Below are 26,632 nucleotides of genomic sequence, written 5' to 3' on the forward strand. Positions count from 1 at the left end.
GTTCGGGACAATAATGATCGTGGCGTCGATGACCTGATGGAAGAAATCGATCACCTGTTCGTTCATTCAACAGCTGACGCTAACGTGCAAAGCTGAGTACTCTAATTGCTCACTCTAGTATCTTTGCGGAAAAGAGCCAAGAGGTCTATATTCTGGAGGAAAACATTGACTTGAAAGACGTAGAAGAAGATATCCAGAGCCACCTTTCTGAGACGAACAATCATCACCGGCACGCCTTGGGTGCGCGAGTACACCCCAAGGAATCTGGAGTTCAAATCAAGTTATTCTCTGAATACGGTCGAAAGCCCTACGTCAGTTTCAGCTTCAGAGAAGACGGAACTGAAACCCCTCCGAGTGACCCAGAAGTCGAGTATAAGCCGTCGTATCCGCTCAAAACCATACAATTGGAGTTGCGAGAAATTCCCGAGGGTGTTGAAGTGGTGTTCTCAAAAGATCCGCTTGATGGTTGGAAGACTCGTTTAGAGGAGTTCTTTCAAGGGACGTTCTCGATTACAGATGTCTTCAACCGGTTAGAGAGAAGAAAATCTGAAGTCGCTAGTGAAATCCGTTCAGTTGCGAAGGAAGCTGCCGAAAACGATGAAGATGCAGTTGAGCAGGTAGAGGAAAGCCTTGGTTCCCGAAGAGAGGAACTAGTTGAGAAACTTCGAGAAGATGAGAGTTTAGAAGAGAACGAAGTTGCAGAGACAGAAGAGCGACTTGAAACGGTTCGTCTAGCTGGATTCATTATTTCAGACGATCAAAATACCCAGACAGACGACTTCCGCCTTGTCTCGGATAATTTTTCAGGTTTCTTAGACTCGGTTGACAGTATGGACGAGGGTCTAGAAGCGTACGTAAAGGAAGCTGATGACGAAAATGTCCAAGTGGTAGTTGAGATCGAGGATGAGAAAGTAAGGATTCAGGGAGACACGTGGTCGCCACTCTACGGGAAAATGAGCACGGAGAACTTAGACACTCTCCGTCTCTTCTTCGATACACTAAGAGATGAATGAAAAACAAATAAGGGGAGTAAATCAGTTCCTCAAGAAGGGGTTCCGATTAAAACAGGAGGAGGTTCCAGCTCCGCTTAGAAATACTGAGTTCGTCACGGAGGTGATCTCTGATCCAAATCAGTGTCCGAAATGCGATGGACCGATCAAAATCATCGGACGGCCAGAAGATAGTGATGGTACTTTTATTACTAAGTGTAAGAAGCGACGGGAGCATGTAGAGCGGATTCCCCGTAAAGAACGGATACGGTACGAACTCCGTTATGAGACCGTCTTCAACTGTATTTGTGAAGCGTTTGAGTGGGAATTTTCAGGGCTTGAATCCAGAAGTACACTCCCGAGATACATTATCGGCCACACAGCAGAGGCCATCGATATCTGCCTGATACATACAGAGAACCGTTATGAGAAGACAATAAAGGAGATTTTTGATCGGGCTATTCGGCGGGAACAAGTAACGCTTCTTTTGACTCCTCGTTCTTCGGTCAAGGAAATTTTCGAGATTACCGAGGTCTTTGCAGTCGGTCCTCTGGTATGCCCTGTCCCCTTCGAGAATCTAGAAAGTCCTGGATCGATCAAGCAGTCGGTCAACAACACTAAACGAAGCCGTGATCTCACCCACCAAATCGAACAGCAGAGAGATATTGAGGCAGATAGCTTCCTGAAGAAAGGGGATAAAAATCCTCTATATATTGCTACGGAATTGGCGTATATGAGGTTGCTACGGGAGAACGGAGAATTGTCGGTGGCTGATGGATCTCGGTTAGAAGAGATTTGTTCAGCTGCTTTCTCTCACATCGCTACTATTCTACCAAGTGTGGGAGGAGAAGATAACTCCGGAGAATCCCTTCCAGACAATATCTTCCGTATTCCAGAAGACGAGGCGAAGAGCTACGATCCGATTCTAGCCTTGGTTGATACCAAGTCCGGGACGGACGCCAACTTTGCTAAGGAGTTAATCGAACAGAAACACAAGGGGTACATTGAACGCGTTCAACGTCAGCCATCTCTTCGTGATCATACCGTTGCACACACCTTCGTTGTCTTCGATGTAGACGGCCATCAAGAAATTGAGTTCCACGACGGGATGCGCCAATACTACGATGCTGATACGGTAATGGTCGTCCTCACTGCAGAAGCCCTAGCCTATATCATAGCAGCGTATTTCTCAGCAATCACAGCGAACGAACTGGAACTGGCGGAGGGAGCATTCACAGATGTTATCCGGACCTTCTTCAGTAGAGATCGATTCTACGAAGACCTCACGACTGACGACAGAAGACGGACTCGCTTTGATCTGGATTCGCACTATCCAGATCATCTACGGGACGAGTACGCACAGAAGTATGTTGAAAGAGAACAGCTGATCGTTGTAACTGGGGATATGGTTGATGCCCACTTCAAGAACACCATAGACACAAAGGGACGGATTGAGCACATCTTAGAAGGATATCTATTAGCATAGATGTGATTAAAGAATATAGGAAAATTCGAAATATCCAGGGGGAGCTGAAACAATCCGATAGTGTGTGGTTAATATCGCTGCCTCCCAAGTGTTTAGGACAGCGAGCTTAACAGCACTCATGGGTCCGTATCAGTTCCTGTAACTTTCTGCAGCCTATGCGCTGTGTATTCCACAGGCCGTTTCTGATAGTCTCTGAGTAGATCTGTTGCAAAACTACGGGTTGCTCTGCTAATCCCTCTGAGTGGCCGTGAGATGGATTCGTCGAAAGAATAGATCCGGATCGACCTACATTCTCTTCGTTACTATTCTGCAGCCTCCTGCGCTAGGTCGTCAGCGATCAAATTTGATCCTCGATCGATGTGCTCGAAGTCCACGTTTTCGAATTGGTCTACAACTTCACACGCCTCTTCGTACAGATCTACGATGTTATCACTGTTCACGCCGTACTCTCCAGTCATCTGCTTGATGACGAGCTCAGAATCTCCCCTGACCCGGACTCGAGATACTCCTGCATTATCTGCTTTCTTGAGCCCCCGGAGTAGAGCTGTATACTCTGCTTGATTGTTTGTGACATCGTCTCCGATGAAACCGCTGTCTGTGATTTCCTCTTCTCCGGACTTGAGCAGGAATCCGTATCCACCGCGACCAGGGTTACCTTTCGAAGAGCCGTCGAATTCGAGCGTCGCAACATCTGAATCAGCAGTCATCGTGGGATCCATCGTACCTCGGAGCGGGGTAGTGTAAGAATCTGGTGGGGGAGAGCTATACACCCAACCACCGTGTTTTCCTGCGGTTAATTCCATACAACCAGGGCTGTCACACGCGTCGAAATCGAATCCGAGCACGTCGGTCGCAATAGCCGGCGTGAATAAAAGAGAGCATGCCTGACAGCACGACAGGTAGTTGAGAGACCTCAGGGTTCACGTTTTACCCTCTCCTCCAGTCAGGGACTGGACCTGCGAAGGATCGGTGTCTACGGGTAAGCCGGTTCAGGTCCTTGGGGCCTACGTCAGAGACAGCGTAGGTTTGTAGGGTACGACACTCTGACGTCCAGTGGCAACACGAACCTGCGTGTTTGCTGGAGTCAGGACGTGGTTTGTCCCGACGGAAGCCCAGGCTGGCTAGACACGACACCGGATCTGGGGAAGCGCCCGGATCGGTTCCGATTCGGATTGATTGTCGCGTTGTGTCGTATTCGATCAACCATTGTCGGGGACATCCGAGGGAGGAAGCGACCAGTGTTCCGTGGTACTCTACAATGAGACTTTGAGGCGGGCACCACCGACGGGGTGTATGTCGCACACTCGTTGGAGAGCATTCAACGAGTGGCGTCGGTGGAGACCGACACAGAACGCTGGTCTGCTCCATGTCGGGCCACCCCCACAGATACCTCGTGGTGCGTGACCTTCCCTGACTCCTGATGGTAGATTGTCAGAATTCGAATGGATTGGCGTGCCAAGAACTTATTTATCTTGTCACCCAATACTTTGTTATGAGTTCGGACAACCGAGAAACTACCTCGTCCGACCCACACCTGACGACCGGTCCTATAGATATCGGAAACCGGGAGTACCTGGATCTCCGTCTGCCGGAACTCCGTGAGAAATTCGCTTACGAGGAACTGTCCGGACTCAGTAAGGAACGACTGAAGCAGGAGGAATCGAACCTGATCAGGGACTTCACGGATCTCAGAAATCGATTTCCTCATTCAGATTACCTCGGGAACGATGATAAGGCTCTCCAGCGGATTCAGATGGGGGATGATTTTCGTGGACTCTCTACGCTCACGTCTGAACAGAAACAACGAATTTACGACTGTAAGGGGGATTGTTATCGAAATATTGACCGAGCAATTACAGAGGCGGTTGAACGAGAAAAAGCGTCAGGACTGACCGCTCGCTTTGGAACCTGGTTAAACGAGTTTGTCGACAATCTAACTCCGTTATTTGTGATTAAGTGGTAGGATTTTTTCTCAGAATTAGCTTTCACCTCCCCCCGCGTGTTCTCCTGCTGTAGATCCCTGTCCTAACTTGCCCTGCTTCTCCCCACGCTCGAATTGAAGCCAACACTGCATTGTCGAACCGACCAGTGGAATAATTATCCTGCGCGATCAATCACGGTATACCACGGTACGGGAACGCCACTGTGCAGCAACTTGGTCAAATCCCATATCAGGCAACTGGGCAATAAACGCCAGAATCTGCCCCTCATCGACGGTACGACGGTCTCACGGTCACTCACTACAGATAAGAGATCTGATGGGTCGGGGCGGATTTGAACCGCCGACTTCCTCCGTGTGAAGGAGGTATCATAACCGGACTAGATCACCGACCCGCGTACTACTGGCTACCGGAGTGCCCGACTTAAGAATTGCTTTTCGACAGCCCTGTCGAACCCCTCTCGCGTCTAGTCCTGGAACAGCCGGTAGGCCCCCGTCACGACGGCGACCGGCTCGACAGCCCCGTCGGGCGTCTCCGATTCGACGTAGATCTCCGAGACGCCGACGCTGTTGCCCGCCCGGACCACCTCTGCACGTGCCGTGAGATCGCCAGAGGCGCGCTGCAGATAGTTGACGTTGAGATTGATCGTCGCGACCCCGCCGTTCACCGGATCGGCGAGTGACGGCCGCAGCGCGATCCCGCCGGCGGTATCCGCCAGCGTCGCGGCGACCCCACCGTGCATCGTCGGCGGACTGGTCGTGTTCGTGAGCTTCTCGTCGTAGGGGACGGTCATCGTGATCGTCTCCTCGGTAAACTCCTCGACCGAGACCCCGAGCCACGAGAGATAACCGTGCTCCTCCTCGATATGATACTGGATCAGATCCTTGACGTCGTCCGTAAACTCGGCCATGGTGGTCTCTGGGTCCCCGAGGTGTTTGTAGGCTCGGATTACGGCGGGGTCGGCGTCCAACCCGGGTCGGGGCGGCTACTCAAGCCAGGACGGCTACTCAGGTTTCCGACCGACGACGAGCTGAAAGCGGGTGTCGGGCACGTCGCGGATCTCCGGGTCGGCGAAACCCGCCGATTCGAGTGCCGACAGGTACTCGTCTTCTGTGTAGGTGTTGCCGACGTCGGACATGCTCAACATGTGGACGCCGAACCGCTCGGCGACCTCGGCACGGCCCTGCACCCACTCCGCGGCGACGAACGTGCCGCCGGGTTCGAGCGCCTCGAAGACGTTCCCGAAGTACTCGCTGATCCCCGACAGCGAAAGCGAGACCGTCATCCGGGCGCTGAACACGAGATCGAACCCCTCCGGCAGCGACTCGCGGGCGTCCCCCTCCACGGTGTCGAGACCGAGTTTCGCGTGGTGATCGTCCAGCAGATCCAGCACCTCGCGCTGGTCGAGCAGCGTCACGTCCGCACCGCGGCGGGCGAATTCAGCCCCGAACCGACCCGGTCCGCCACCCACGTCGAGCACCCGCTCGGGCCGCGGGTGGGCGTGCTCGGCCGCCGTGACGATCGCCCGGAGCGTCCCCGTCCTGATCGAGGCCATCGCTCCCATGTAGTTTTTGAACCCGTCCGCTGTCGGCTCCGGAGATTCGCCGCTCCGCATCGTCTCCGGCAGCCGGATGTAGTTCTCCAGCGAGTCGACGCGATGGGGCAGAATGCCTCGCTCCAGCGGCGGCGTCTCCGGATCGAACCCTCGCAACTCCTCGGTGGGCTCGTAGCCGTCCTCTGTCTCCCGAACGTATCCCGAATCGACCAGCGCTTCGAGGACGATCTCGCTCGCCCGATCCGTAATCCCCGCGTGCTCGGCGATCACGTCGGATCGTCGCTTCCCCGCGAAGAGCGCGTCGAACACACCCGTCTCACGACATGCCCACAGCAGGAATACCTCGTGATGGCGGTCGTAGATCGCGTTTGAACCCATAGCCATCGTTCAGATGGGCTGTCAAAAAAGATTGTGTCGACCGGACCGTGACCGCCGCACGGCGATCGCTCGTCGGTGACAGCGACGATAACTTGTCAGTGACTTCGACGACGTCGACGATCATTCCTCGGTCACTTCGAAGACCATGTGACAGGCCGGAAGCGGACGCACGGGGTGGTTGTCGAGATACGAGAGGTGCGGCCGGATCTCGAACTCGGGTTCGTCGTCTTCCATCTCGAAGATAGAGGGATAGACGTCGATAAAGTGATACCCGGGCTCACCGGTCGCCTGCAGCACCGTCCTGACGGTCGGGCTCCGGAGGTCCTCGCTGGTACCGCAGGCGTAGCCCAGCGGTGCGTTGTCGTAGACGAAGAACGGCGCACTCTCGTAGGCGGTCCAGCCGATCCCCGAGAGCTCGATCTCGATCTCGGTGCCGACCGGTCCGCTGGTCGGTTCGAACGTCTCGATCGAGGGCTGCATCATGAAGCCCGTCGCCGCGACCGACCGTCCGTCGACCTCCGCGAGGATCGGCCGTGTCGATCCCTCTGCCGGCGGGATTTCGAACTCGACCTGGAACCGACCGTCCGCGTCGGCCGTCACGGTCGGCAAGATTCCAGGACGCACCGTCGGCGTGACTTCCAGCCCCCGGATCCCCTCGCCGACGTGCTGGTACCACTTGAGGTCGACCGCCGCGTTCGGCGGGAAGTTCCGCCCGGTGATGATCGCCTGCGTCCCGGCCGGGCCACACTGCGGTGCGATCTCCAGTTCGGCCTCGGTATCGGCGTCCAGCTCGGGATAGTGTGCCTCGAAGGGCTGTTCCTCGAAGAGCTCGTCGACCCACATCGTCGGCGGTGAGCTGTCCGGCTCAGTCACCTCAACCGTCCAGGCGTTCGCGCGGTCGCCACCGACCGACCCCAGCGGCGACTGGGTGTTGTTCGCGACGAACGGGACGCCGCGGTAGTTGCGCCAGACCTGGATGACGTGCTCGCCCGGCGGACCGACCGCCCGGATCCGTGCAGTTGCCGTTCCACGATTTATCACACCGGTAATGAATCCGACGAACTGGTTGTCCCAGGCGATCTGGAAGTTGTTCGATTCGAGCGACGGACCGATCCCGTATCCCCTGACGACGAACGCCTCGCCCAGCTCTGTCTGTGTTCGATCGAGTTCGAACCACGGTCTGACTTCGAACTCGGCCCTGGCAGCGACGCCCTCGTCGTTTTCGACAGTGATCTTGTGAGAGCCACCGTAGTCCTCCGGGATCGTCCACGTCTCGTCGAACTCTCCGGACTCGTCGGTCCGGACTGTCGCGATGGGTTCGGTCCGCGGGCTGTACTGTGGCCCGACGACCCTGTTGGCTTCGATGACTGCCCACCTCCCGTCGCTCGTGTGCCAGACGAGGTCGTACTGTTCGTCTGCGGACAAGTTCCGGCCCAAAAGCGTCAGTTCGTCGCCGACGTATCCCTCCTGTTCGCTCAGCGCGAGCGTCCCCTTCGAGCTCCCGGCCCGACGGTCATCAAGCCGGTCCTGCAGTTCCGAGGAGAAGTCGGACTCGTCCATGCCGGTGGTTGCTTGTCTGTCGTGAAATAACTTGGCTGGCCCGGTGGTTCGGATCGTCCGCGCTCACCGAATCGCCGCGGCACAGTAGCCGACGACGCGGGCCCGCGATCCGGCCGTGTCGCCGCTGGTCGCGTACGCGAGTACCTCGCCTGACTCGCTGCCGAGTTCGCGCGCAGCGCTCAGGGTTGCGACCGTCGACCACGGACCGCACATCGAGTGGCCGCCTGCCGAAAGGCGGGCGATCTCGCCGGTGTCCAGGCGCTCGATCGTCTCACGGACGGGCCGGTCGGCCTCGACGGCCCCCTCGTGGGGCTGGTAATGGGTCAGATCGGTCGAACTCACGATGACGGCGTCCCGGCCGGTCCGATCGATGGCCTCCGCGACCGCCACGCCGAGTTGCTCGGCCCGGTCGTGGTCGAGTCCCCCGAGACAGATCGGCAGGATCGACACATCAGAGAGTACGTGCTGGAGGAACGGAACCTGGACCTCGATGGAGTGTTCGCCCTCGTGGGCGACCGGATCGAACGTCGCCGCTCCGTGCAGATCGACGACGGCGTCCGCCAGTCCCCGGTCGATCGAGACCTCTCCCAAGGGTGTCCGCCAGCGGTCGTGCGGTGCAACGGCGACGGCCTCTCCCACGCGCCGGTGGTTCGGTCCGAAGACGACCACCGTCTCTGGCGTGTCCGGACGCGCCAGCGTGGCGTAGGCGTGGGCGGCGACGGGCCCGGAGTAGGGATAGCCGGCGTGCGGGGCGATCAACCCGAGTGGCCGTCGCGGGTCGGCGTCGTGCTCGGGCAGCGATCCGGGTCCAATCGCGTGGGTGAAGCTCCCCCTGAGCTGCTCGACGAGCGCGTCGGCGTCGCCGGCGTAGAACTCCCCGGCGACCGCTGGCTCTCTGACACCCCCGCCGTCGGTCTCGACTATCTCCTCGTCAGTCCGAACCTTGCCGCCGTCGGTTCGGATATCGTCGCGTTCGTCGGAACCCGCTTCCAGCCCGTCGCTCGCTTCGCCTGGGCGGCCGAGGGGACGTTCGATCACGTCTCCCATCGGCTGCGTCTCGGCGAACACCCGGCCCGAGAACCGCCTGATTTCGACTCCGTCCTCGCGCCAGGCACGGCCCGGCAGCCCCGCCTTCTGACAGGTCGCATCGAGGAACGCCTCGGCGTCCCACCCGCGATCGACAGCGACCTGTGGCAGGAGCAATCCGAAGGCACGATCACGCTCGACTATCAATCCGTGCCTGCCTGCCTCGACGTACTCTGGATAGCGCGACGGATCCGACGCCGGGAGCGGTTCCGGCTTCGAGAGCACCGACACGGAGACCGTCACGGCGTCGATTTCGCCGGGTTCGACCGGCTCGACTCGCGGGTCGTGCAACGCGGCGTCGATCGCGGCGTCGACGACTACCTCGCCGAGCGGGCCGTCCGGATCCGGCTGTCCGATACAGCCGCGCAGTCGCTCGGCGCGCTTGATCGTGACGAACGCACCTCTGACGACCCGGAGATCGTCACTCGATGGGGCGAGCGACGGCGTCGGCTCGCCGTTACTGCGGGCGGCCGCTTCGACGGCCTGTCTGGCGCGCGATACCAGCGTTCGACCTGCTTCGAGGTCGAGTTCCGCGGTGGCTGATTCCGTTCGTGACATGCGTATCGGCGAATTCGAGTGTCGTTCAGAACACGCGACGGCGACGACCGTTCGACGGCCCGCGGGGCGTCCCCCGGATCGGGATTTCCCGGCCGCAACTCGGACAGGCTCCGTCGTCGAGATCGATCTCCCGGACGGCAAAGCCTTCCCGCTCGATCAACAGCCGACCACAGTCCGGACAGTAGGTCGACTCGCTCTCGTGGCCGGGGACGTTCCCGCTGTAGACGTACGATAGGCCGGCCTCGCGGGCGATCTCCATCGCACGTTCGATCGTCTCGATCGGCGTGGACGGGACGTCGGTGAGCTTGTAATCCGGGTGGAACCGCGAGACGTGCACCGGCGTCTCGGTCCCGACCTCGTCGGCGATCCACTCCATCCGCTCGCGGAGACTCGCTTCGTCGTCGTTCTCGCCGGGGATGATGAGGTTCGTCACCTCGACGTGGACGCCTTTCTCGGCGAACCGTTCGACGGTTTCGAAGATCGGCTCGGGGTCCGGAACGCCGGCGTGTTCGCGATAGAACTGCCGATCGCCCTTGATGTCGACGTTGATCGCGTCGAGGTGAGGCGCGAGCGTGTCGACAGTCTCGGGACGCATGTAACCGTTCGAGACGAACACCTGCAGCGCATCGTCGGGCGACGCTGCCATTGTGTCCAGCGCGTACTCCATGAAGATCGTCGGTTCCGTGTAGGTGTAGGCCATCCCGTCGGCCTCGCCGGCCTCGATCCGGTCGGCCAGTTCTTCGGGCGGACGATCGTACTCGGTGACGCCCTCGTACTCGATGGCGATCCGATAGTTCTGACAGAAGTCACACTGCAGGTTACAGCCCTTCGTGGCGACCGAGAGGACGTCTGCACCGGGCGCGACGTGAAAGAGCGGCTTCTTCTCGATCGGATCGATCGACGTTGAGACGGCCCGTCCGTAGGTCGTCAGGTACAGGCGACCGTCGCGGTTCTGACGGACGCCGCAGACGCCACGCTCGCCCTCGGGGATCACGCAGGTCCGCGGACAGACCAGACACCGGACGGCCCCGCCCTCGACCGTCTCGTAGTGCGCTGTTTCCCGCGGTGGTGCGTCGGCGGTCATGGCTGACTGTAACTACGTGGAGCAGCGACATGAACGCCGCTCGCACTCCCACGCGGTGAAAACGGTGCCGTCGCGTCGACACGCTCCGGGATGCGGCGCTGTCGCGCCGACGAAGGAATCGCCGTCCTACAGCTTCGAGATGTCGCGAGCCTCTTCGGCGGATTCCCGGACCGACTCGACGGTCGCTTTCGGGCTGGTCGCGCTGGCTGCGGCGTTGAGTGCACCCTCGACGACCGGTGCGTCGGCGATAACGACCTCCTCGTCGCCTTCGAGCATCTCGATCGCCGTCTCGGCGTTCATCACCGCGCTGCCCAGATCGACGAGCACGACGACGCCGTCGGTCGCCTCCAGCAGATCCGAAAGCGCTGCCTGGATGTCGTCGATCGAGGTGCCGATCCCGCCGTCCGGGTCGCCGCCGACCGCGGCGATAGTCTCCTCGTCGCCGCCCATCTCCATGGCGATCTCTCTGATTCCGGCGGCAGCCTGCCCACTGTGGGAGACGATCAGCAGTCCGATCATCTCACTCCTCCTCGAGTTCGTCGGGCTCCTCGTCGGGGATCGTCGGCGACGTGGCGTCGACGTCGGTGTCTCCTTCGAGGTACTGCTCGGCGGTCTTCAGGATCTCCTCGAGGATGAACAGGGTGCTGGTCGCACCGGGATCCTGGTGGCCGGTCGAGCGCCAGCCGAGGAACGACGCCCGACCTTTGCTCGCCCGGATCGGCACCGTGAACTCGACGCCGCGCTCGGCAGCGTCGACGGCCTTCGCCAGCGCCTCCAGCGGCGGCAGGTCGTCCTGTTCGATGGACTTCTTGTAGGTGTGGACTGCCGGCGTGATCGCGTCGATCATCGTCTTGTCGCCGACGCGGGCGTCCCCGCGATCCTGTAGCTTTTCGAGGAACGCCTCGGCGAACGCGACAGACGACTCGGCCGTGATCCCGTCTGCCAGTTCGGTGCTGGCGGTCATGGTCGAGCCGCCGTACAGCGGTCCCGCTGCCCCGCCGACCTCGGAGACGAGCGTCATGCCTACCGTCTTGGTGATCTCCTGAACGTCGGCGTCGTCGTCCATATCCTTGATTTTCTCCATGACGGCCTTGAACCCGCGATTCAGGTTCGCCCCGTGGTCGGCGTCACCGATTGCCGAGTCCAGGTCTGTCAGATGTTTCTTTTCGTTGTCGATTCGATCTGCGATGTTTTCGATCGCTTCGAGCAGTGCTTCCCGCTGTCTGGTCTCGTCACCCATGGGGGGTAAATGAACCCACGGTGAGTAAACTGTTCCGGAGATATGTCGAAATAAATATCATAACACTTGACCATTGGCGAATACCATAACGAATAATACGGAAGAAATGTCGAGAACCGAACAAGTTCGGGGAGAGATACGTATGGATACCGACCATCGGTACACACGTCACGAGGACATGTGGCCGACACAACGACCCCATCGCGCTGGCAGTCGAGTCAGGAGTCCTCGCAACCGGGTGATTTCCCATGAGTATGTACTGTGATCAATGTCAGGAGACGATCGACAACGAGGCGTGTACGGTAACCGGCGTCTGCGGGAAAGACGCGCAGACGGCGAATCTCCAGGATCTGTTCGTCTGGGAACTGAAAGGCCTCGCGTATCTCGCCGAGGAGGCACGTGCGGACGGTATCGTCGACCAGGACGTTCGCGTGTTCATCGTCGAGGGGCTGTTCTCGACGATCACGAACGTCAACTTCGATCCCGAGTGGTTCGAAGAGCAGATCCGCGAAGGGTTCGAGCTCCGTCGACAGCTTCGCGAACGCTACGAGAACGAGGTCGGACCGATCGAAGACGCCGACCTGCCGGAAGCTGCGACCTGGGAAGCCGACGAGAGTGCAGCCCTCTACGAGAAGGCGGCCGAGGTCGGCGTTCTCTCGACGGAGAACGAAGACGTCCGGTCGCTCCGGGAGCTGCTGACCTACGGGATCAAGGGTATCGCTGCGTACGCCGACCACGCCTACGTCCTCGGCGAGCAGAAAGACGAGGTCTTCGCGTTCGTCCAGCGCGGGCTCGCCGCGACGCTCGACGACACCAAGAGCGTTGACGAGCTGATCGGCCTGGTGCTCGAATCCGGCGAAGTCGGCGTCGAGGTCATGGAGATACTCGATTCCGCTCACACCAGCACCTACGGCCATCCCGAACCGACCGAGGTCGACATCGGTGTCCGCGACCGGCCGGCCATCCTCGTCAGCGGTCACGACCTGAAAGACCTCGAAGAGCTCCTCGAACAGACCGAGGGCGAGGGTGTCGACGTCTACACCCACGGCGAGATGCTGCCCGCCCACGCCTACCCCGCCTTCGAAGAGTACGACCACTTCGTCGGCAACTACGGCAACGCCTGGTGGCAGCAACACGACGAGTTCGAGGCGTTCAACGGGCCGGTCCTGATGACGACGAACTGCCTGGTCCCGCCCAACGACTCCTATGCCGACCGAACCTACACGACCGGAGTCGTCCGGTTCCCCGGCCTTCCTCACGTCGAGGACCGCGAGGACGGCGAGCCAAAGGACTTCTCGCGGCTCATCGAACACGCCAAGGAGACCGAACCGCCCGAGGAGATCGAGACCGGCACGGTCCCCAACGGGTTCGCCCACAACGCCGTCCTCGACCGGGCCGAGGACGTCATCGAAGCCATCCAGGCCGGTGACATCCGCGGGTTCGTCGTCATGGGCGGCTGTGACGGCCGCCACCCCGAACGAGAGTACTACACCGAGATGGCCAAGTCCCTGCCCGACGACGTCATCATCCTGACTGCCGGCTGTGCGAAATACCGCTACAACAAGCTCGATCTGGGTGATATCGGCGGGATCCCGCGCGTGCTCGACGCCGGGCAGTGCAACGATTCGTACTCGCTTCTGAAGATCGCGATGGAGCTACAGGAAGCGCTGGGCGTCGAGGACATCAACGACCTGCCGATCGCCTACGACATCGCGTGGTACGAGCAGAAGGCCGTGACCGTGCTGCTGGCGCTGCTCAGCCAGGGCGTCGAAGGGATTCGACTCGGCCCGACCCTGCCCGCGTTCCTCTCCGATACCGTCGTCGAGGTGCTCGTCGAGGAGTTCGACATCAAGCCGGTCGACTCCGTCGAGGCCGACCGTGAGGCGATACTCGAGGAACTCGAATCCAGCCCGCTCGTGCCGACGCCGCCGGCGTGAACGCGACGTCGAACAGCGCTACTGTCCTTCCGGGATTTCTTTCACTGGTACATCCCAACCGGCTGGGCCTGGGAACTCTCGTCTTCGGCCTGTTGCATCCGCTGGGCGAGGCGCTCTTTGGCTTCGCTGATCTCCTGTGCTTTCTCGACCAGCGTCTCCGTTTCGATCTCGACGTCCGCGATCGGCTCGACGACAGTATCGAGCAGGGCTTTGGCCGCCGCCGGGTCCGGGAACTGCGGCGACGCCTCGACGACGAACCCGAGCGCGTCCAGTCCCGCTCGCTCGGCGTGATAGACGAGTGCACCGGTCGGGCCGCTGACGACGCCGCGCTCACCGGGCGTCGAGACCTCGAGCGCGTCCAGTTGCTCGCCCGCACCGGCCGTCGAGAGCCCGAAGATATCTGTCGTCTGCTCGCCGGATCGTTGCGTTCCGGTGACGTAAAGCGGGAGTACGCTCTGCTCGTCGAGCCACCCCGTCACGCAGGTGGCGAACTCCTTCGCGGCCGACGGCGAGATCGGGATGTCGCTCTGCAGGACCAGCAGGTTCCGCTCCTCGTCGGCGTGGATCCGTACCGGTGGTTCGACGCCGTGACCGTCCGCGTCGTAGATGGCTACCTCCGGTAACCCCTCACAATGGATGGACGCGTAGTGGTCCATGTCGTAGGTATCGACGAGGTGGTCGGCCCCGATCTTGCCCACGAGACCGAGACCGGGCAATCCTTCGACTAGCACCGGCTCGTCGAGCGTGATGTCCTCGCGGTGAACGCTGATGTGCGCCATACGTTATACAACGGCGGGCACCGGCATACCGTTTGGCCCGGTCGACGAGTGCTTCGACGGCTGGCACTGGAACGCGTCGATTGTGCGATCAAACCAGCTGGAATCCCAGCGTCGCCAGCACGAAGACGGTCACGTTGTAGCTGTAGTGCACGATGACGGGGACAGCCAGGTTTTCCGTCCGCTGGTAGGCGTAGCCCATGACGGCACCCACGAGCGACAGCGCGAGCACAGCCAGCAAGAGAGCAACGGCTTCGCCATTGTAATTGAACACGTGGATACTCCCGAACAGCAAACTCGCGACCGCGAGACCACCCCAATCGCCCAGTCCCAGTTCGAGCCGTCGCTGGATAGCGCCGCGGAACAGGTACTCCTCGCTGACCGCGACGGCGACGAACGCGGCGAGGATCGACAGGAACTGGAGAACAGAGATATTACCCGCCTCCGCTTCGAGTCGCGTCTGTAGCGACAGTCCCGCGGCGTCGATCCCCAGAAACACGACGATGGCGATCGCCACTGCCCCCAGAGATCCCCACGCAGCCCACCGGATTTCGTCAGCCGAGGGGCGCTCCCAGGGAACGGTTATCCGCGTCCGGCTGACGTACGCGACGCCGATCACGAGGTACGTCGCCTCGACGACGCTGAGGACGAACGCACCCGCAACCGGTGTCGGGAGCGAGTCCCCACCGAGAACGAGGAGGATACCGGCGACGATACCACCGACGAACGTCCCGACGACCCCAAACACGGTCAATCCCGCGCCGACGACGATCGACTTCACGGCCCCCTTCTGTGGCAAGTCCGACCGTCCCATATCTCCTCCCGCATTCGAAGGTGAAATAAAAATACCGGAAGCGACGCCCCTTCGAAACCCACAAGCCTCGACCCCGCGAACCGATAGTCGATGGACGCGCTGTCGCGCTACGAGCCGATCGTCGACGACTTCGAAGCCTTTCTTTCGGCCTGTGAGCGACCGCTTCCACCGGTCGTCCGGGTCAACACGATCAAGACGACGATCGAGCGGGCCAGACGAGGGCTCGAAGCGGCCGGTATCGAACTCGACCCGGTGGAGTGGCATCCCGGGCTCTTCCGGTTGCCCGAGGACCAGCCCGGTGCGAACTGGCCGTACACGCACGGCTGGATCCACGGCCAGGAGGAGGTCTCGGCCGTCCCGGCGACGGTACTCGATCCTCAGCCCGGCGAACGGGTCTGGGACGCGACTGCCGCCCCGGGAAGCAAGACCACGCAACTGGCGGCGCTGATGGACGATCGCGGGCTCCTCGTTGCGACCGACAACAACATGGGTCGGCTGTCGGCGCTGCGCTCGAACACCGAACGGCTCGGCGTGACGAACGTCGCCGTCACCAACGAGGACGCGCGCAACCACTCGCTGAAACCGTTCGGTGGTGAAGACTACGACAGGGCACTGGTGGACGTCCCTTGCTCCTGTGAAGGGACGATCCGCAAGAACCCCGACACGCTCGAGGAGTGGTCGCTGGGCCACGTCGAGGGGATCGCTGGCGTCCAGAAAGGCATCCTCTCGCGTGCGATCCAGGCCACCCGAGAGGACGGAACTGTCGTCTATTCGACCTGCACGTTCGCGCCCGAGGAGAACGAAGGCGTTCTCGACCACGTCCTCGACACCGAGAACTGTCGGCTCGTCGAGTTCGAGTTGCCCCTGGAGTACCAGGACGGCGTGATCGAATGGCAAGACGAGACCTTCGACTCGCAAGTCGAACGCGCCAAGCGGATCTACCCACACCACAACGACACGGGCGGGTTTTTCGTCGCGAAACTGGAGGTGACGGGATGAGCGAGAACGTCAGTCATCGCTTCGACCGACTCCCGGCGACGGAAGCGGAGCGAGACGTCGAGGGGCGACCGACCCGCGAGGCGGTCCTCACGTTCTGGGCCGAGCGGTTCGGGATCGATCCCGAGACGTTCGCGGCGTACACCTTCTGGGAACGAGGCAACGGCAAGATCTGGGCGTTCACGGGCGACCTGGAGACGCCGGTCGACATCGAGGCGCTGGGAATGTCCTTCATGCGCACGCGTCAGGAACACTGGAAGCCGACGACCGAAGCCGTCCAGCGGTTCGGACCCCGGGCGGATCGGAACGTCATCCACCTCGATCGCGAGGCGGCTGAACGGTTCCTGGCCGGCGAGGATCAACAACTGGAGTGGGACGGCGACTGGGGCTATCTGGTCGTCACCCACGACATCGCCGGTGGGCCCGAGCCGATCGGCGTCGGACTGTACGTCCACGGCGAGTTGCGCTCGCAGATCCCGAAGGGGCGGCGCAGGGATTTCAGCGGCGAATAACGCCGGTTTATCGCGATTGAGACGGCACCGATAAGTGCGCCGGGACGGACCCACGGGTATGCACGCGACTGCGAAGGCCCATCCGATCCAGGGGCTGGTCAAGTATCACGGGATGCGCGACGCAGAGCTGCGCTACCCGTATCACGACAGCATCAGCGTCTGTACGGCGCCGAGTCACACGAAGACGACCGTCTCTTTCGAGGCCGACGAAGAGACGTACGTCGTCGACGGTGAGACGGTGACTGGCCGCGGGGCCGAGCGGATCGAATCCGTGCTCGATCACGTTCGTGACCTCGCCGACATCGACCGCCCGGCCCGCGTCGAGAGCGAGAACTCCTTCCCGACGAACGTCGGTTTCGGGTCGTCGTCGTCGGGTTTTGCCGCGCTGGCGATGGCCGCCGCCGAAGCTGCGGGCCTCGATCTGACTCGCCCCGAGGTCTCGACGATCGCCCGACGCGGTTCGGCCTCGGCGGCGCGGGCGGTCACCGGCGGCTTCTCCGTTCTCTACTCCGGCAAGAACGACGACGACTGTCGCGCCGAGCGGATCGAGACGGATCTCGACGACGAACTGCACGTCGTCACCGCGCTCGTCCCGACCTACAAGGAAACCGAGGCCGCCCACGCCGAAGCGACCGAGAGCCACATGTTCGACGCCCGGATGGCCCACATCCACGAACAGATGGACGAGATGCGCGACGCGCTCCGGGCAGCGGACTTCGGGCGGGCGTTCGAACTGGCCGAGCGCGACACGCTCTCGCTGGCTGCGACGACCATGACCGGTCCGTCGGCGTGGGTCTACTGGCAGCCACAGACGATCGAGATCTTCAACGCCGTCCGACAGCTCCGCTCGGAGGGTGTCGAAGCCTACTTCTCGGGCGACACCGGTGCGAGCATCTACGTCAACACGACCGAGCAACACGTCGAAGACGTCCGCGAGGCGATCTCGGATCTCGGGATCGAGACGCGCCACTGGACGGTCGGCGGGCCGGCCGAAATCCTCGACGACGAGGCGCTGTTCTGAGAGCGAGCCTCTGGTATGATCGCCCGTTGTACGGCGGTCGATCGGGAATCGACTTCCGATGGTCTCCATGGCGGTGGCTGCTGTACCTGATTCGGCGTCGCCGTCCGGCCAGACGTCTTCACAGGACTTCTGGTGACATCATGAACGAACAGTCCTCTCCCCCTCTATCCGAACGACAGAAATGACCGTGAAAGTTCTGCCGTCTGGTGGTCTGTTTGTATGCCATAGAGAAACAATGACCCCCTCGACCGGAATACTTTAATAGCAGAAAACTGTAGAAGTAGGTACCAGAACGCTCCTGGCGTTCGGCAGCATCGTGCGACGCCCAACATGACAGGGAATCTCGTTATCAGGCGCCAGCCGACTTTTAGCGGAGACTCTGTCACACACGGGAGCAGCATGGCATCGGAGGGTTTCAAACTATGGCAGACTCGATAGACGAATCCAAGAACGTATCGGTAACAGATGAAGAACTCGAAACGAAGTCCAAAGGCGAGCTCATCAAGCTCGCTGGCAAACTTCGGGATCGACGCAACGACCTCAACCAACTCGCTTCTGAACGTGCCTCGGACCGCGACGAACTGAACGCGAAGACTCGCGAGAAAGTCGACGAGGCACAGGAACACCGCGAGAAGCGCGACGAGCTCAACGAGCAGGTCCAGGAACACAAGGAGAAGCGAAACGAGCTCAACGCGGAAGCAAACGAGCTGTTCGAGAAGGTCGAGCAGAAGAAAAACGAGCTCGAACTGAACGAGGGCAAAAGCATCGAGCAGCTCGAAGAGGAGATCGAGGACCTCGAGTTCAAACAGCAGACCGAAGTCCTGGGCACCGAAGAAGAGCGCGAGCTGATCGAGAAGATCGAGCAGAAGCGCGAGAAGCTCCAGGAACGAAAGGAGAAGCTCGAGCAGACTGACGACATCGACGAGCTCAAAGAGGAAGCCGAAGAGATCCGCTCGGAGGCGTCCCGACATCACCAGAAGGTCACGGAACTGGCCGACGAGGCCCAGAAGCACCACAACAAGATGATCGAGGCCTATCGCGAGGCCGACGAGATCCGTGACGAGGCCGACGAGATGCACGAGAAGTTCGTCGAGGCCCAGGAAGCGGCCGACCAGCACCACGAGGACTTCGTGCGCGTCCAGAAGCGTCTGCGCGAGCTGGACAAGAAAGAGGAAGAGGAAGAGCGCCAGGAGCGCGAGCAGAAGCAGGAAGCCGCCCGCGAGGAGGCCGAGGAGATCTACCAGAAATTCAAAGACGGCGAGACCCTCGAAACCGAGGATCTCATGAAGCTCCAGAAGACGGGGCTGCTGTAATCTAGATTCGCTGTAGTTCCGACGGTATTTCTGCGAGACGCTCACACCGGTACTGGACAGACTCGTCCTCGCTGTGGACCAGGACGGCCGGGATACCGACCCGCCGAGCACCCTCGACGTCGGCACTCACGCTGTCGCCGATCATCCTGACCGGCCCGTCGCCGAGGCGATCAAGCGCGTGTTCGAAGATGGCCGGGTGTGGCTTTTCGTAGCCGATCGTCCCGGACGTATAAATCGCCTCGAAGTGGTCGTCGAGACGCAGGTCCCTGACGAGGCCGGGCAACTCGGGAACGTGATTCGAGAGGATCGCGTGCTCCCAGCCCCGGTCAGCGAGGCCGGCCAGGGTCTCGGCCGCCTCGTCGTAGCTCTCCCAGGCATCAGGATCGAGGTAGGTATCCCGGACAGCAGCCGCGATCTCGGAGGGCGCCTCGTCATCGAGACCGGCCGCCCGGTAGGCCCCTGTGAAGACTGGCCGGAGCATCCCCCACCACTCCTCGGCCGTCGAGATGTCGGTGTGCGGGTCACCGGGCGTGTGCCAGGGGAACCCCGAGGCCAGGTGCGGTCGGATCTCCGCGGCCGTGACCGAGCCGAAGCCGTGATCGTGGGCTGCGCTGAGGAGTGCGTCGATCCACCCTCCAGGGCGCGTCGCGAGCGTCCCGTCGAAGTCCCAGAGGAGGAACATACACGTTGCCGGACGAGGGCGGCCTGGAAATATGCTGGGCTTGCAGTGCCGCCACGGAGTGTCGAGGATTTTTATACGCTGCGCGTCTGCTCTCGCCTGTGACAACGCTGGTCGTCTGCATCGATCGGGGTGGTGCGGTCACGGGCGACGCGGACGCCCCTGTCGTCGGGTGGGAGGCCGTCGAGTCGCTGGTTACTGACTTCGGCGTCGAAGATCCGGAAGACAGCCAGGTGAACTGCCTGCTCGAATCGCTCCGTGTTGCCCGCGATCTCGAAGACAGCGGTGACGAGTCGATCGTTGCGGTGCTCTCGGGCGTCGGCGATCCGGTGAGCATCGACCGCGCCGTCGCCCGGCAGACCGACCAGCTCGTCGGGGAGTACGATCCGGACTCGGCCGTCGTCGTCGTCGACAGTGCGGAAGACGAACGGCTCGTCCCGATCGTCGAAAGCCGGATCACCGTCGACGCCGTCGATCGGGTGGTCGTCCGGCAGGCCCGGGACATCGAATCGACCTACTACCTGCTCAAGCAACTGCTCGGCGACGAGGAACTCCGGGAGACGGTGTTCGTTCCGGTCGGGGCGGCGCTGATCGTCTTCCCGGTCTTGCTGCTCGTCGGCAGTGTCGCCGTCGCGTTCGGCGCGATCGCGGCCGTGTTCGGCGCGTTTCTCCTCTACAAGGGACTCGGAATCGACGAGTTGCTGGAGACTGCCACGGCACAGATCCAGCGCGCGCTGTACTCCGGTCAGGTCGCGCTCGTCACCTACGTCGTCGCAGCCGGGCTGGCACTGATCGGAGCCTTCGCCGGTTTGCTGGGCGTCTCGACGATATCGACCGACGCACCGTTGCTGGTCGGTATGCGGTTCGTCTACGACGCGATCCCGTGGGTGACGGGGGCAGCACTGGCGGCAAGCACCGGCCGGCTCGTCGACGAGTTCATCCGGGACGAGAAGGTCCACAGCGCGTACCTGAACCTGCCGTTTGGCGCGGTCGCTGTCGGACTCGTGGTTCGGGGGATCGCCGCGTACTTCCTGACGCGCAGCGAGACGATGGACCCGGCCACGGTTCCGGCGATCGAATTCGGGCCGCTCAGAGTCGCCGAGACGGTCCTGGAACCCGGCATCGGGCTTGCGCTCTACCTGACTGCCGGCGTTCTCGTGAGTCTCCTCGGCGTTCGATTCGCGACCCATTTGAACACGACGACCGCCGAGGAGACGGACGCGGCAGGCGAGCGGAACTCGCCGGACTAGAGGACAACCCCTATGAACGCTGGGGCACCGACCTCGCCGTATGGACGAAACAATTCGTGCGGTCGGCCACGAGAACGTCACAGCCGCCCACGAGAGCACTTTCGAGTTGACCAGCGACGACTACCTCACGCCGGCGGGCGACTGCATCCTCGGCATCGAAGCTGACCGCGTGCCCGCCGAGTTCGACGACGCGTTCGTCGCCGCGTGCCAGTCCGAGGACGCGACGATCACCGCCACGCTCGAAGCCGACGGCCACGCAGTGACCGTGGCGGGCCGCGGGCATCGGGATCTGTCCTTCGAGAACGAGCGGTCGATGGTCGCCCGCACGAGCGAGTACGTCGACGACCGGACGATCATGGTCGACGCCGAGGCCGCCGCGGCGGATCTCGACCGCGACCTGATCGAGGCGCTGGCCGACGGCGTCGAGTTGACCTTGACGCTCTCGGTCGACGCCTGAGAGTGACCGCGGCGCTTTTTCGGTTCCGGCCCCCAGTAGATCGCATGCCCGACGACGAGCCAGCCGAGAACATCAGCGGCGGCGACGCGGGCGGCGGACAGGCCACGATCTTCGAGACCGGAAAAGCGGAGACCCGCGCCGAGGCCGTCGTCGATCGCCTCGGCGAGTTGTACTGGCAGAAGACATACGGCGGCCAGGACGCCTTCGAGTCGCTGGTCCGGACGATCCTCAGCCAGAACACCTCCGACAAGGCCAGCCAGCCCGCCCACGACAGTCTGATGGAACGCTACGGATCGGGGGATCTGGTGGCAAACCTGGCCGAGGCCGACCAGCAACGGCTCGCGGAGACGATCTCCTCAGCCGGTCTGTACAATCAGAAGTCCGAGCGGATCGTCGCCATCGCCCAGCGAATACGCGAGACCTACGGGAGCGAAGCGGCCTTCGACGCGTTCATCCGCGAGGGCGATGTCGACGAGGTCCGCGAGTCACTGCTGGAATACAACGGCGTCGGCCCCAAGACTGCCGACTGTGTGCTTCTGTTCTCGGGTGGGCAAGACGGCGTGTTCCCCGTCGATACACACGTCCACCGGATCGCTCGCCGGCTCGGCGTCGCCCCGCCCGATGCCGACCACGAAACCGTCCGCGAACACCTGGAACGGGACGTCCCCGGCGAGAAGTGCGGCTTCGGCCACACCGCGATGATCCAGTTCGGGCGCGAGTACTGCACGGCTCGCAAGCCGGCGTGTCTGGACGACCCCGAGGCCTGCCCGATGGCTGACCGCTGCGATCAGGTCGGCGTCGACACGGTCGACGGGGCGGTCGTCGATCCCGCCGAGAGCGCAAAGTAATTCATGCCTCCGCTCACTCTCAAAAGCCGTCTTCCCAGCGGAACTTCCCGTCGCGCTGGATCACCTCACCGTCGACTTCGAGCCGCGACCCCTCGTCCATGTTCGTGATAAGGTCGACGTGGACGGCGCTGTCGTTGCCGCTCTTGCCGTCGGGCAGACAGGCGTCGTAGGCCCGACCCAGCGCCAGATGGACCGTCTCGGCCATCTTCTCGTCGAAGAGGATCGAATCTGTCGGTCGATCGATCCCGCGGTTCATCCCGATTCCCAGCTCGCCGAGGCGGCGCGCCCCTTCGTCGGTCTCGAGTACCTCCCCGATGACCGCTTCGTTGACGGCTGCGCTGTAGTCGGTCACGACCCCGTCCTCGAACGTCAGGCGCACGTCCCGAACGCGCTTGCCGCGGATCGTCATCGGTACGTCGAAGGTCACGTGTCCCTCGGGCGATTCGGGGGCAGTAAAGACCTCGCCGCTGGGGAGGTTATGCGAGTCGTAGGCGACCGAGGCAGCGCTGTTGACTGCCGTTCGATCCTCGACCGACATCGTCAGATCGGTCCCCTCGCCGACGAGTCTGACCTCGCTGCCCGCGTCGAGAATCTCCTTCAGGTCGGCCATCTCGGCGGCCAGTGCCTCCCAGTCACGGAGCACGGCGTCGTACACGAAGTCCTCGTAGGCGGGGAGGCTCATACTTGCCTGCTGGGCCAGCGATCGGGTCGGATGCACCGTCGAGACCCAGTCGGTGTCCATCCGCGCCTCCTGGATCGCCTGACGGGCGCGGCTGTAGGCGTTCTGGCGGTCGCCGGGCACGTCGGCCGTCGCGGCGGTATTGTGGCTGCCGCCGAGATAGAGGACGCTGTCGGCCTGTTCGTACAGCGCGAGCTGGTACCCGGGATCGTCTTCGAACTCGCCGTCGTGTGCCCGGAGGTATTCCCGTGCGATCTCGCTGGATTGATATAGTGATATGAGGTTTGCACCTCGCTCGCCCAACACGCGGGCAGTCGCAACAGCGAGATCGTGAGCACCTTCGGCGACCGCCAGCACCACGTCGTCGCCGCGTTCGATCCGTGCGCTCCAGTCGACTAGCGTCTCGGCGTGGTCGTGAATCCGATCGTCCATAGCTCCCCTTCGAGCAGCGCTGGCAAAACCGCTACGACGAAACGCCCTTGGTCGCCGGCGACGACCCCGACGTATGGAGATCGCGCCCCGCGTCTGGACGCGCGCCATCGAGTGGTCCTACGGCGACTACGAAGAGCCGCTTTCAGTCCACGTCGCCCGGCCTGCGGAGACGGCGGTTCTGATCGGCGGCGGAGAGGAGTCGATCGCTTCGGACGTCGTCACGTTCGCGCGCGAGTACGACGTCGAAGCCGTCGTCGTCGAGCACGCACACGTCGACCACTACGGAGCGGTGCCGGCGCTTCGAGACGAGCTGGACGTCACCGTCGCTGCCCCGGCACGCGATCGCTCCGCGCTGGCCCAGGCCGGGATCGACGTCGACGTGGCCTTGCGCGACGGCGGCGCTCGCTGGGGGATCGAACCGATCGCGACGCCCGGGCACACGCCCGGAAACATGGCGTATCAGGCCGGAGACGTGTTGTTCGCCGGGGACACGGTCGTCGGAAGCGACTCCGCGTTCGCGGCGGACGACGACTGGAGCGGCCCGCTGGCGGTCATCGAGTCCCGGTTCAATCACGACGACGCTCGCGCTCGGGAAAGCGTCCACCGGCTCGCGGACGTCCGGGTCGGCACCATACTCGTCTCACACGGCTCGCACGTTCTGGGTGACGCGAAAGCAGCGGTCGAGACCCTGCTGACGGATCTCGAACGATAGCGAGTATCCTCATTACAGCAGTCACGATCAGAAAGCCTTTGGACGGAAGCGCCGATTGTGGGTGTATGATCGACCAGACAATCGAAGAGATCGAGGAGATGCAGACGCACAGTTCCTCGATCGTAGCGGTCAAGGCGGCCGAAGCGCTCCGGTCGCTGACCGACGACGACTTCCCGACGGTCGAGGAGTACGTCCGCGCACTCGACCGCAACAGCAGTGCGCTCCGACGTGCGAAACCCTCGCACGCGTCGCTGTACAAGACCCAGCGACAGATCGTCTCGACCGTCTCGGAGGCCGATCTCGACACGGTCGAAGCGGCCCAGGAACTCACCGAAGAAGTCATCGACGAGGTGATCGAGACGGTCGAATCCGCCAAGGAAGAAGCCGCCAAGCGGGCCGTCGAACTCATCGACGATGGGGCGACGCTTCTCACGCACGACTACTCGACGACGGTGCTGCGCACGCTGGAACTGGCTCTCGAGAAGGGCTATGAGCTGACGGTCTACATCACCGAGGGGCGACCGCGGTATCTCGGCCGCAAGACCGCCCGGACGCTTTCGGAATTCGAGGGCGTCGATACGCACCTGATCGTCGACAACGCATGCGGTCACTTCCTGCCGGAGTGCGACCGCGTTATCGTCGGCATGGACAGTGTCGTCGACGGGTTCCTGCACAACCGTATCGGGACGTACCCGATCACGGCGACGGCCACGGACGTCGGCGTTCCCGTCACCGCGGTCGGTGCGAGTGCGAAGATACCGGAGGGTGGGTTCCAGTTCGAAAACGAGTTCCGATCGGTCAGTGAGGTCATGCGCGAACCGGCTGAAGGGTTCGCTATCGAGAACCCCAACTACGACGCCACACCCGTCGAGTTGCTCGATTCGATCGTCACTGACGAAGACATCCGCCGGTACGACTGACGATCACGAGATGCTTCTACCTGCTGGCCTGCTCGTCGTCTCGGCGATCGAAAAAGGGATCGCGACCGTCCGCGAGTACGTCACTTCGGGCGTGTGGGAACTCCTGCAAGTCGTCGCCGTATTTGCGATCGCGTACGTCCTCGCGCAACTTTTCGTGCGACTGTTCGGACGACGCATCTCCCAGCGGTTCGAGCGGCCGAGTCTCGCCCGGACGACGATCCGTGGCGCAAAGGCAACTATCTATCTGATCGCGCTGTTCTCGGTCCTTCGAATCTACGGGTTTCGCCTCAGCCAGATCGCGCTCACGGTGACGGTCTTCACGGCCGTGCTCGGTGTCATACTCGCGCCGATCGTCGGCAGCTTTATCAGCGGTATCTTCCTGCTGGCCGACCAGCCCTACGAGATCGGCGACATGATCGAGATCGCCGACACGGGTCAGCGTGGCTTCGTCGAGGACATCACGCTTCGGTATACCAAGGTCTTCACGCTGGACAATACGTTCGTCGTCGTCCCCAACGGGACGATGCGAGATCGGGACGTCATCAACTACTCCGCCGAAGACACGCGAACCCGACAGTCGCTCGAACTCGTCGTCACGTACGAGAGCGATCTCGCCCAGGCGCGGCGGCTGATCGAGAGCGCCGCCCGGTCGGTCGAGGGCGTCATCGGAGGCGGACCAAGTATTCGGATCGGCTCGGCACGATATCCCGCCAGCCCGACCTGCTACATCACTGCATACGGCGATCACGGGGTACACCTGCAGCTTCGCTACTGGGTCGAAGAACCGTACCGACTCGTCGCCGTCCGGTCCGAGATCCAGACGGAGATCTGGGACCGATTGGACGACGCCGACGTCGAAATCGCGTATCCACACTCGCACCTGGTGTTCGACGAGACGAGCGGCGAACTCCCCGTCTCGATGCGTCCCGAAGAGGCTACCCGGAGACAGTGACGATCCGACAGTCGAGTTCGTTATCGAGGTATCGTTCGAGGTCCGGATCGTCTAGCAACCGTCGGATCATCTCTCGCCATCTGCTCGTCTGTTTCTGCCCGATCACGACGACGTCAGCGCCTTCGCTGATAATTTCGTCGAGAATCGTCTCCTCGACGAGAAACCCCGACCGGACGACGTATCGCGTTCCGGGCAGGTATCCGAACGAGTTCTCGACCGCGTCCTTGAGATCCGTCCGGGTCACGCGACCGTTCTCCTGATAGAGGTTAACGTGCAGGATAGAGAGCGACGCGTCTTCATCGTTTGCGATCCGGATCGCTTTCGAGAGCGTGGCTCTCGAGTGTTCGCTGAGAGGATACCGTATCGGGACGACGACGCGAGTCATTGCCATCAGTTCGTCACCGGGATGCCTGTATGTTTCTATCCGAGACCCACAAAGGGCCTGTGTGTCTCCACTA

General features: G+C 61.8%; 27 protein-coding genes and 1 tRNA gene. 14 read left to right on the plus strand and 14 right to left on the minus strand.

Features of this window, described 5'->3' with window-relative positions; all coding sequences use genetic code 11:
- The first annotated feature begins 170 nt into the window (after window positions 1–170).
- Both OB916_RS07345 and OB916_RS07350 read left to right on the plus strand, forming a co-directional pair.
- Complete coding sequence (locus tag OB916_RS07345) at window positions 171–1,013, plus strand: hypothetical protein (RefSeq protein ID WP_315908648.1); 843 nt, start codon at window positions 171–173, stop codon at window positions 1,011–1,013.
- Window positions 1,006–2,475 carry a hypothetical protein gene (locus tag OB916_RS07350; protein WP_315908649.1) on the plus strand — a complete coding sequence of 490 codons (1,470 nt, stop codon included), beginning with the start codon at window positions 1,006–1,008 and terminating at the stop codon, window positions 2,473–2,475. Before OB916_RS07345 ends, OB916_RS07350 begins: the two co-directional genes overlap by 8 nt.
- 302 nt (window positions 2,476–2,777) lie before the next feature.
- Here the strand turns inward: OB916_RS07350 and OB916_RS07355 are convergent, their stop codons facing one another.
- A complete protein-coding gene (locus tag OB916_RS07355) occupies window positions 2,778–3,194 on the minus strand; it encodes a ribonuclease HI family protein (RefSeq protein ID WP_315908650.1) in 417 nt (138 codons plus the stop codon).
- A gap of 773 nt (window positions 3,195–3,967) precedes the next feature.
- On the opposite strand from OB916_RS07355, the gene OB916_RS07360 reads away from it, so the two are divergent.
- Complete coding sequence (locus OB916_RS07360; RefSeq protein WP_315908651.1) at window positions 3,968–4,438, plus strand: hypothetical protein; 471 nt, start codon at window positions 3,968–3,970, stop codon at window positions 4,436–4,438.
- 296 nt (window positions 4,439–4,734) lie between these two features.
- On the opposite strand, the gene OB916_RS07365 is transcribed toward OB916_RS07360, so the two are convergent.
- The 8 genes from OB916_RS07365 to dhaL form a co-directional block, all read right to left on the minus strand.
- Window positions 4,735–4,809 (minus strand) — tRNA-Val (locus tag OB916_RS07365).
- Between the two features lie 72 nt (window positions 4,810–4,881).
- Window positions 4,882–5,325: a PaaI family thioesterase gene (locus tag OB916_RS07370; RefSeq protein ID WP_315908652.1), complete on the minus strand. Its 444-nt coding sequence runs from the start codon at window positions 5,323–5,325 to the stop codon at window positions 4,882–4,884.
- 93 nt (window positions 5,326–5,418) lie between these two features.
- The gene (locus OB916_RS07375; RefSeq protein WP_315908653.1) at window positions 5,419–6,348 is read right to left on the minus strand and encodes a class I SAM-dependent methyltransferase; all 930 of its coding nucleotides are present in this window, start codon (window positions 6,346–6,348) and stop codon (window positions 5,419–5,421) included.
- Between the two features lie 120 nt (window positions 6,349–6,468).
- Window positions 6,469–7,908 carry a hypothetical protein gene (locus OB916_RS07380; protein ID WP_315908654.1) on the minus strand — a complete coding sequence of 480 codons (1,440 nt, stop codon included), beginning with the start codon at window positions 7,906–7,908 and terminating at the stop codon, window positions 6,469–6,471.
- Window positions 7,909–7,971: 63 nt separating this feature from the next.
- Complete coding sequence (gene amrB, locus OB916_RS07385; protein WP_315908655.1) at window positions 7,972–9,552, minus strand: AmmeMemoRadiSam system protein B; 1,581 nt, start codon at window positions 9,550–9,552, stop codon at window positions 7,972–7,974.
- A gap of 25 nt (window positions 9,553–9,577) precedes the next feature.
- Window positions 9,578–10,636, minus strand: a complete 1,059-nt coding sequence (amrS, locus tag OB916_RS07390; protein ID WP_315908656.1) for an AmmeMemoRadiSam system radical SAM enzyme — start codon at window positions 10,634–10,636, stop codon at window positions 9,578–9,580.
- A 126-nt stretch (window positions 10,637–10,762) separates the two neighbouring features.
- Window positions 10,763–11,155: a dihydroxyacetone kinase phosphoryl donor subunit DhaM gene (gene dhaM, locus OB916_RS07395; RefSeq protein WP_315908657.1), complete on the minus strand. Its 393-nt coding sequence runs from the start codon at window positions 11,153–11,155 to the stop codon at window positions 10,763–10,765.
- 1 nt (window position 11,156) lies between these two features.
- Window positions 11,157–11,876, minus strand: a complete 720-nt coding sequence (dhaL, locus tag OB916_RS07400) for a dihydroxyacetone kinase subunit DhaL (protein WP_315908658.1) — start codon at window positions 11,874–11,876, stop codon at window positions 11,157–11,159.
- A gap of 254 nt (window positions 11,877–12,130) precedes the next feature.
- Here dhaL and hcp point away from each other — a divergent pair, with 254 nt between their 5' ends.
- Window positions 12,131–13,813, plus strand: a complete 1,683-nt coding sequence (gene hcp / locus OB916_RS07405; RefSeq protein WP_315908659.1) for a hydroxylamine reductase — start codon at window positions 12,131–12,133, stop codon at window positions 13,811–13,813.
- A 41-nt stretch (window positions 13,814–13,854) separates the two neighbouring features.
- Here the strand turns inward: hcp and OB916_RS07410 are convergent, their stop codons facing one another.
- Together OB916_RS07410 and OB916_RS07415 are read right to left on the minus strand one after the other, a co-directional pair.
- Window positions 13,855–14,592, minus strand: a complete 738-nt coding sequence (locus tag OB916_RS07410) for a proteasome assembly chaperone family protein (RefSeq protein WP_315908660.1) — start codon at window positions 14,590–14,592, stop codon at window positions 13,855–13,857.
- A gap of 88 nt (window positions 14,593–14,680) precedes the next feature.
- On the minus strand, window positions 14,681–15,403 hold the full coding sequence (locus tag OB916_RS07415; RefSeq protein WP_315908661.1) for a CPBP family intramembrane glutamic endopeptidase: 723 nt from the start codon (window positions 15,401–15,403) through the stop codon (window positions 14,681–14,683).
- Between the two features lie 90 nt (window positions 15,404–15,493).
- Here OB916_RS07415 and OB916_RS07420 point away from each other — a divergent pair, with 90 nt between their 5' ends.
- From OB916_RS07420 to OB916_RS07435, 4 genes are all read left to right on the plus strand, one after another.
- Entirely contained in the window at window positions 15,494–16,402 is a 909-nt protein-coding gene (locus OB916_RS07420) for an RsmB/NOP family class I SAM-dependent RNA methyltransferase (protein WP_315908662.1), read from the plus strand.
- Complete coding sequence (locus tag OB916_RS07425) at window positions 16,399–16,911, plus strand: DUF7122 family protein (protein WP_315908663.1); 513 nt, start codon at window positions 16,399–16,401, stop codon at window positions 16,909–16,911. The genes OB916_RS07420 and OB916_RS07425 overlap by 4 nt, the downstream gene beginning before the upstream one ends.
- 58 nt (window positions 16,912–16,969) lie before the next feature.
- Entirely contained in the window at window positions 16,970–17,932 is a 963-nt protein-coding gene (gene mvaD / locus OB916_RS07430) for a phosphomevalonate decarboxylase MvaD (protein WP_315908664.1), read from the plus strand.
- Window positions 17,933–18,354: 422 nt separating this feature from the next.
- On the plus strand, window positions 18,355–19,245 hold the full coding sequence (locus tag OB916_RS07435) for a coiled-coil protein (RefSeq protein WP_315908665.1): 891 nt from the start codon (window positions 18,355–18,357) through the stop codon (window positions 19,243–19,245).
- A 1-nt stretch (window position 19,246) separates the two neighbouring features.
- Here OB916_RS07435 and OB916_RS07440 read toward each other — a convergent pair whose 3' ends face one another.
- Window positions 19,247–19,927 carry an HAD family hydrolase gene (locus tag OB916_RS07440; RefSeq protein ID WP_315908666.1) on the minus strand — a complete coding sequence of 227 codons (681 nt, stop codon included), beginning with the start codon at window positions 19,925–19,927 and terminating at the stop codon, window positions 19,247–19,249.
- Between the two features lie 98 nt (window positions 19,928–20,025).
- On the opposite strand from OB916_RS07440, the gene OB916_RS07445 reads away from it, so the two are divergent.
- From OB916_RS07445 to OB916_RS07455, 3 genes are read left to right on the plus strand one after another with little or no spacing between them, the layout of a single operon-like run.
- Window positions 20,026–21,174: a DUF373 family protein gene (locus OB916_RS07445; protein ID WP_315908667.1), complete on the plus strand. Its 1,149-nt coding sequence runs from the start codon at window positions 20,026–20,028 to the stop codon at window positions 21,172–21,174.
- Between the two features lie 40 nt (window positions 21,175–21,214).
- Complete coding sequence (locus OB916_RS07450; RefSeq protein ID WP_315908668.1) at window positions 21,215–21,631, plus strand: DUF371 domain-containing protein; 417 nt, start codon at window positions 21,215–21,217, stop codon at window positions 21,629–21,631.
- A 44-nt stretch (window positions 21,632–21,675) separates the two neighbouring features.
- Window positions 21,676–22,479 (plus strand): endonuclease III domain-containing protein, encoded by an 804-nt coding sequence (locus OB916_RS07455; protein ID WP_315908669.1) that lies wholly within the window; start codon window positions 21,676–21,678, stop codon window positions 22,477–22,479.
- Between the two features lie 19 nt (window positions 22,480–22,498).
- Here the strand turns inward: OB916_RS07455 and OB916_RS07460 are convergent, their stop codons facing one another.
- Window positions 22,499–23,590 carry an aminopeptidase gene (locus tag OB916_RS07460; RefSeq protein WP_315908670.1) on the minus strand — a complete coding sequence of 364 codons (1,092 nt, stop codon included), beginning with the start codon at window positions 23,588–23,590 and terminating at the stop codon, window positions 22,499–22,501.
- Between the two features lie 73 nt (window positions 23,591–23,663).
- On the opposite strand from OB916_RS07460, the gene OB916_RS07465 reads away from it, so the two are divergent.
- The 3 genes from OB916_RS07465 (at window position 23,664) to OB916_RS07475 (ending at window position 26,174) form a co-directional block, all read left to right on the plus strand.
- Complete coding sequence (locus tag OB916_RS07465; RefSeq protein WP_315908671.1) at window positions 23,664–24,302, plus strand: MBL fold metallo-hydrolase; 639 nt, start codon at window positions 23,664–23,666, stop codon at window positions 24,300–24,302.
- Window positions 24,303–24,367: 65 nt separating this feature from the next.
- Window positions 24,368–25,222, plus strand: a complete 855-nt coding sequence (locus OB916_RS07470; RefSeq protein ID WP_315908672.1) for a translation initiation factor eIF-2B — start codon at window positions 24,368–24,370, stop codon at window positions 25,220–25,222.
- A gap of 10 nt (window positions 25,223–25,232) precedes the next feature.
- Window positions 25,233–26,174 carry a mechanosensitive ion channel family protein gene (locus OB916_RS07475; RefSeq protein ID WP_315908673.1) on the plus strand — a complete coding sequence of 314 codons (942 nt, stop codon included), beginning with the start codon at window positions 25,233–25,235 and terminating at the stop codon, window positions 26,172–26,174.
- On the opposite strand, the gene OB916_RS07480 is transcribed toward OB916_RS07475, so the two are convergent.
- Window positions 26,158–26,559: a universal stress protein gene (locus OB916_RS07480; protein ID WP_315908674.1), complete on the minus strand. Its 402-nt coding sequence runs from the start codon at window positions 26,557–26,559 to the stop codon at window positions 26,158–26,160. The two genes, OB916_RS07475 and OB916_RS07480, sit on opposite strands and share 17 nt — an antisense overlap.
- Window positions 26,560–26,632 lie beyond the last annotated feature (73 nt).

The organism is Halapricum hydrolyticum (assembly GCF_025517535.1).
GTDB lineage: Archaea > Halobacteriota > Halobacteria > Halobacteriales > Haloarculaceae > Halapricum > Halapricum hydrolyticum.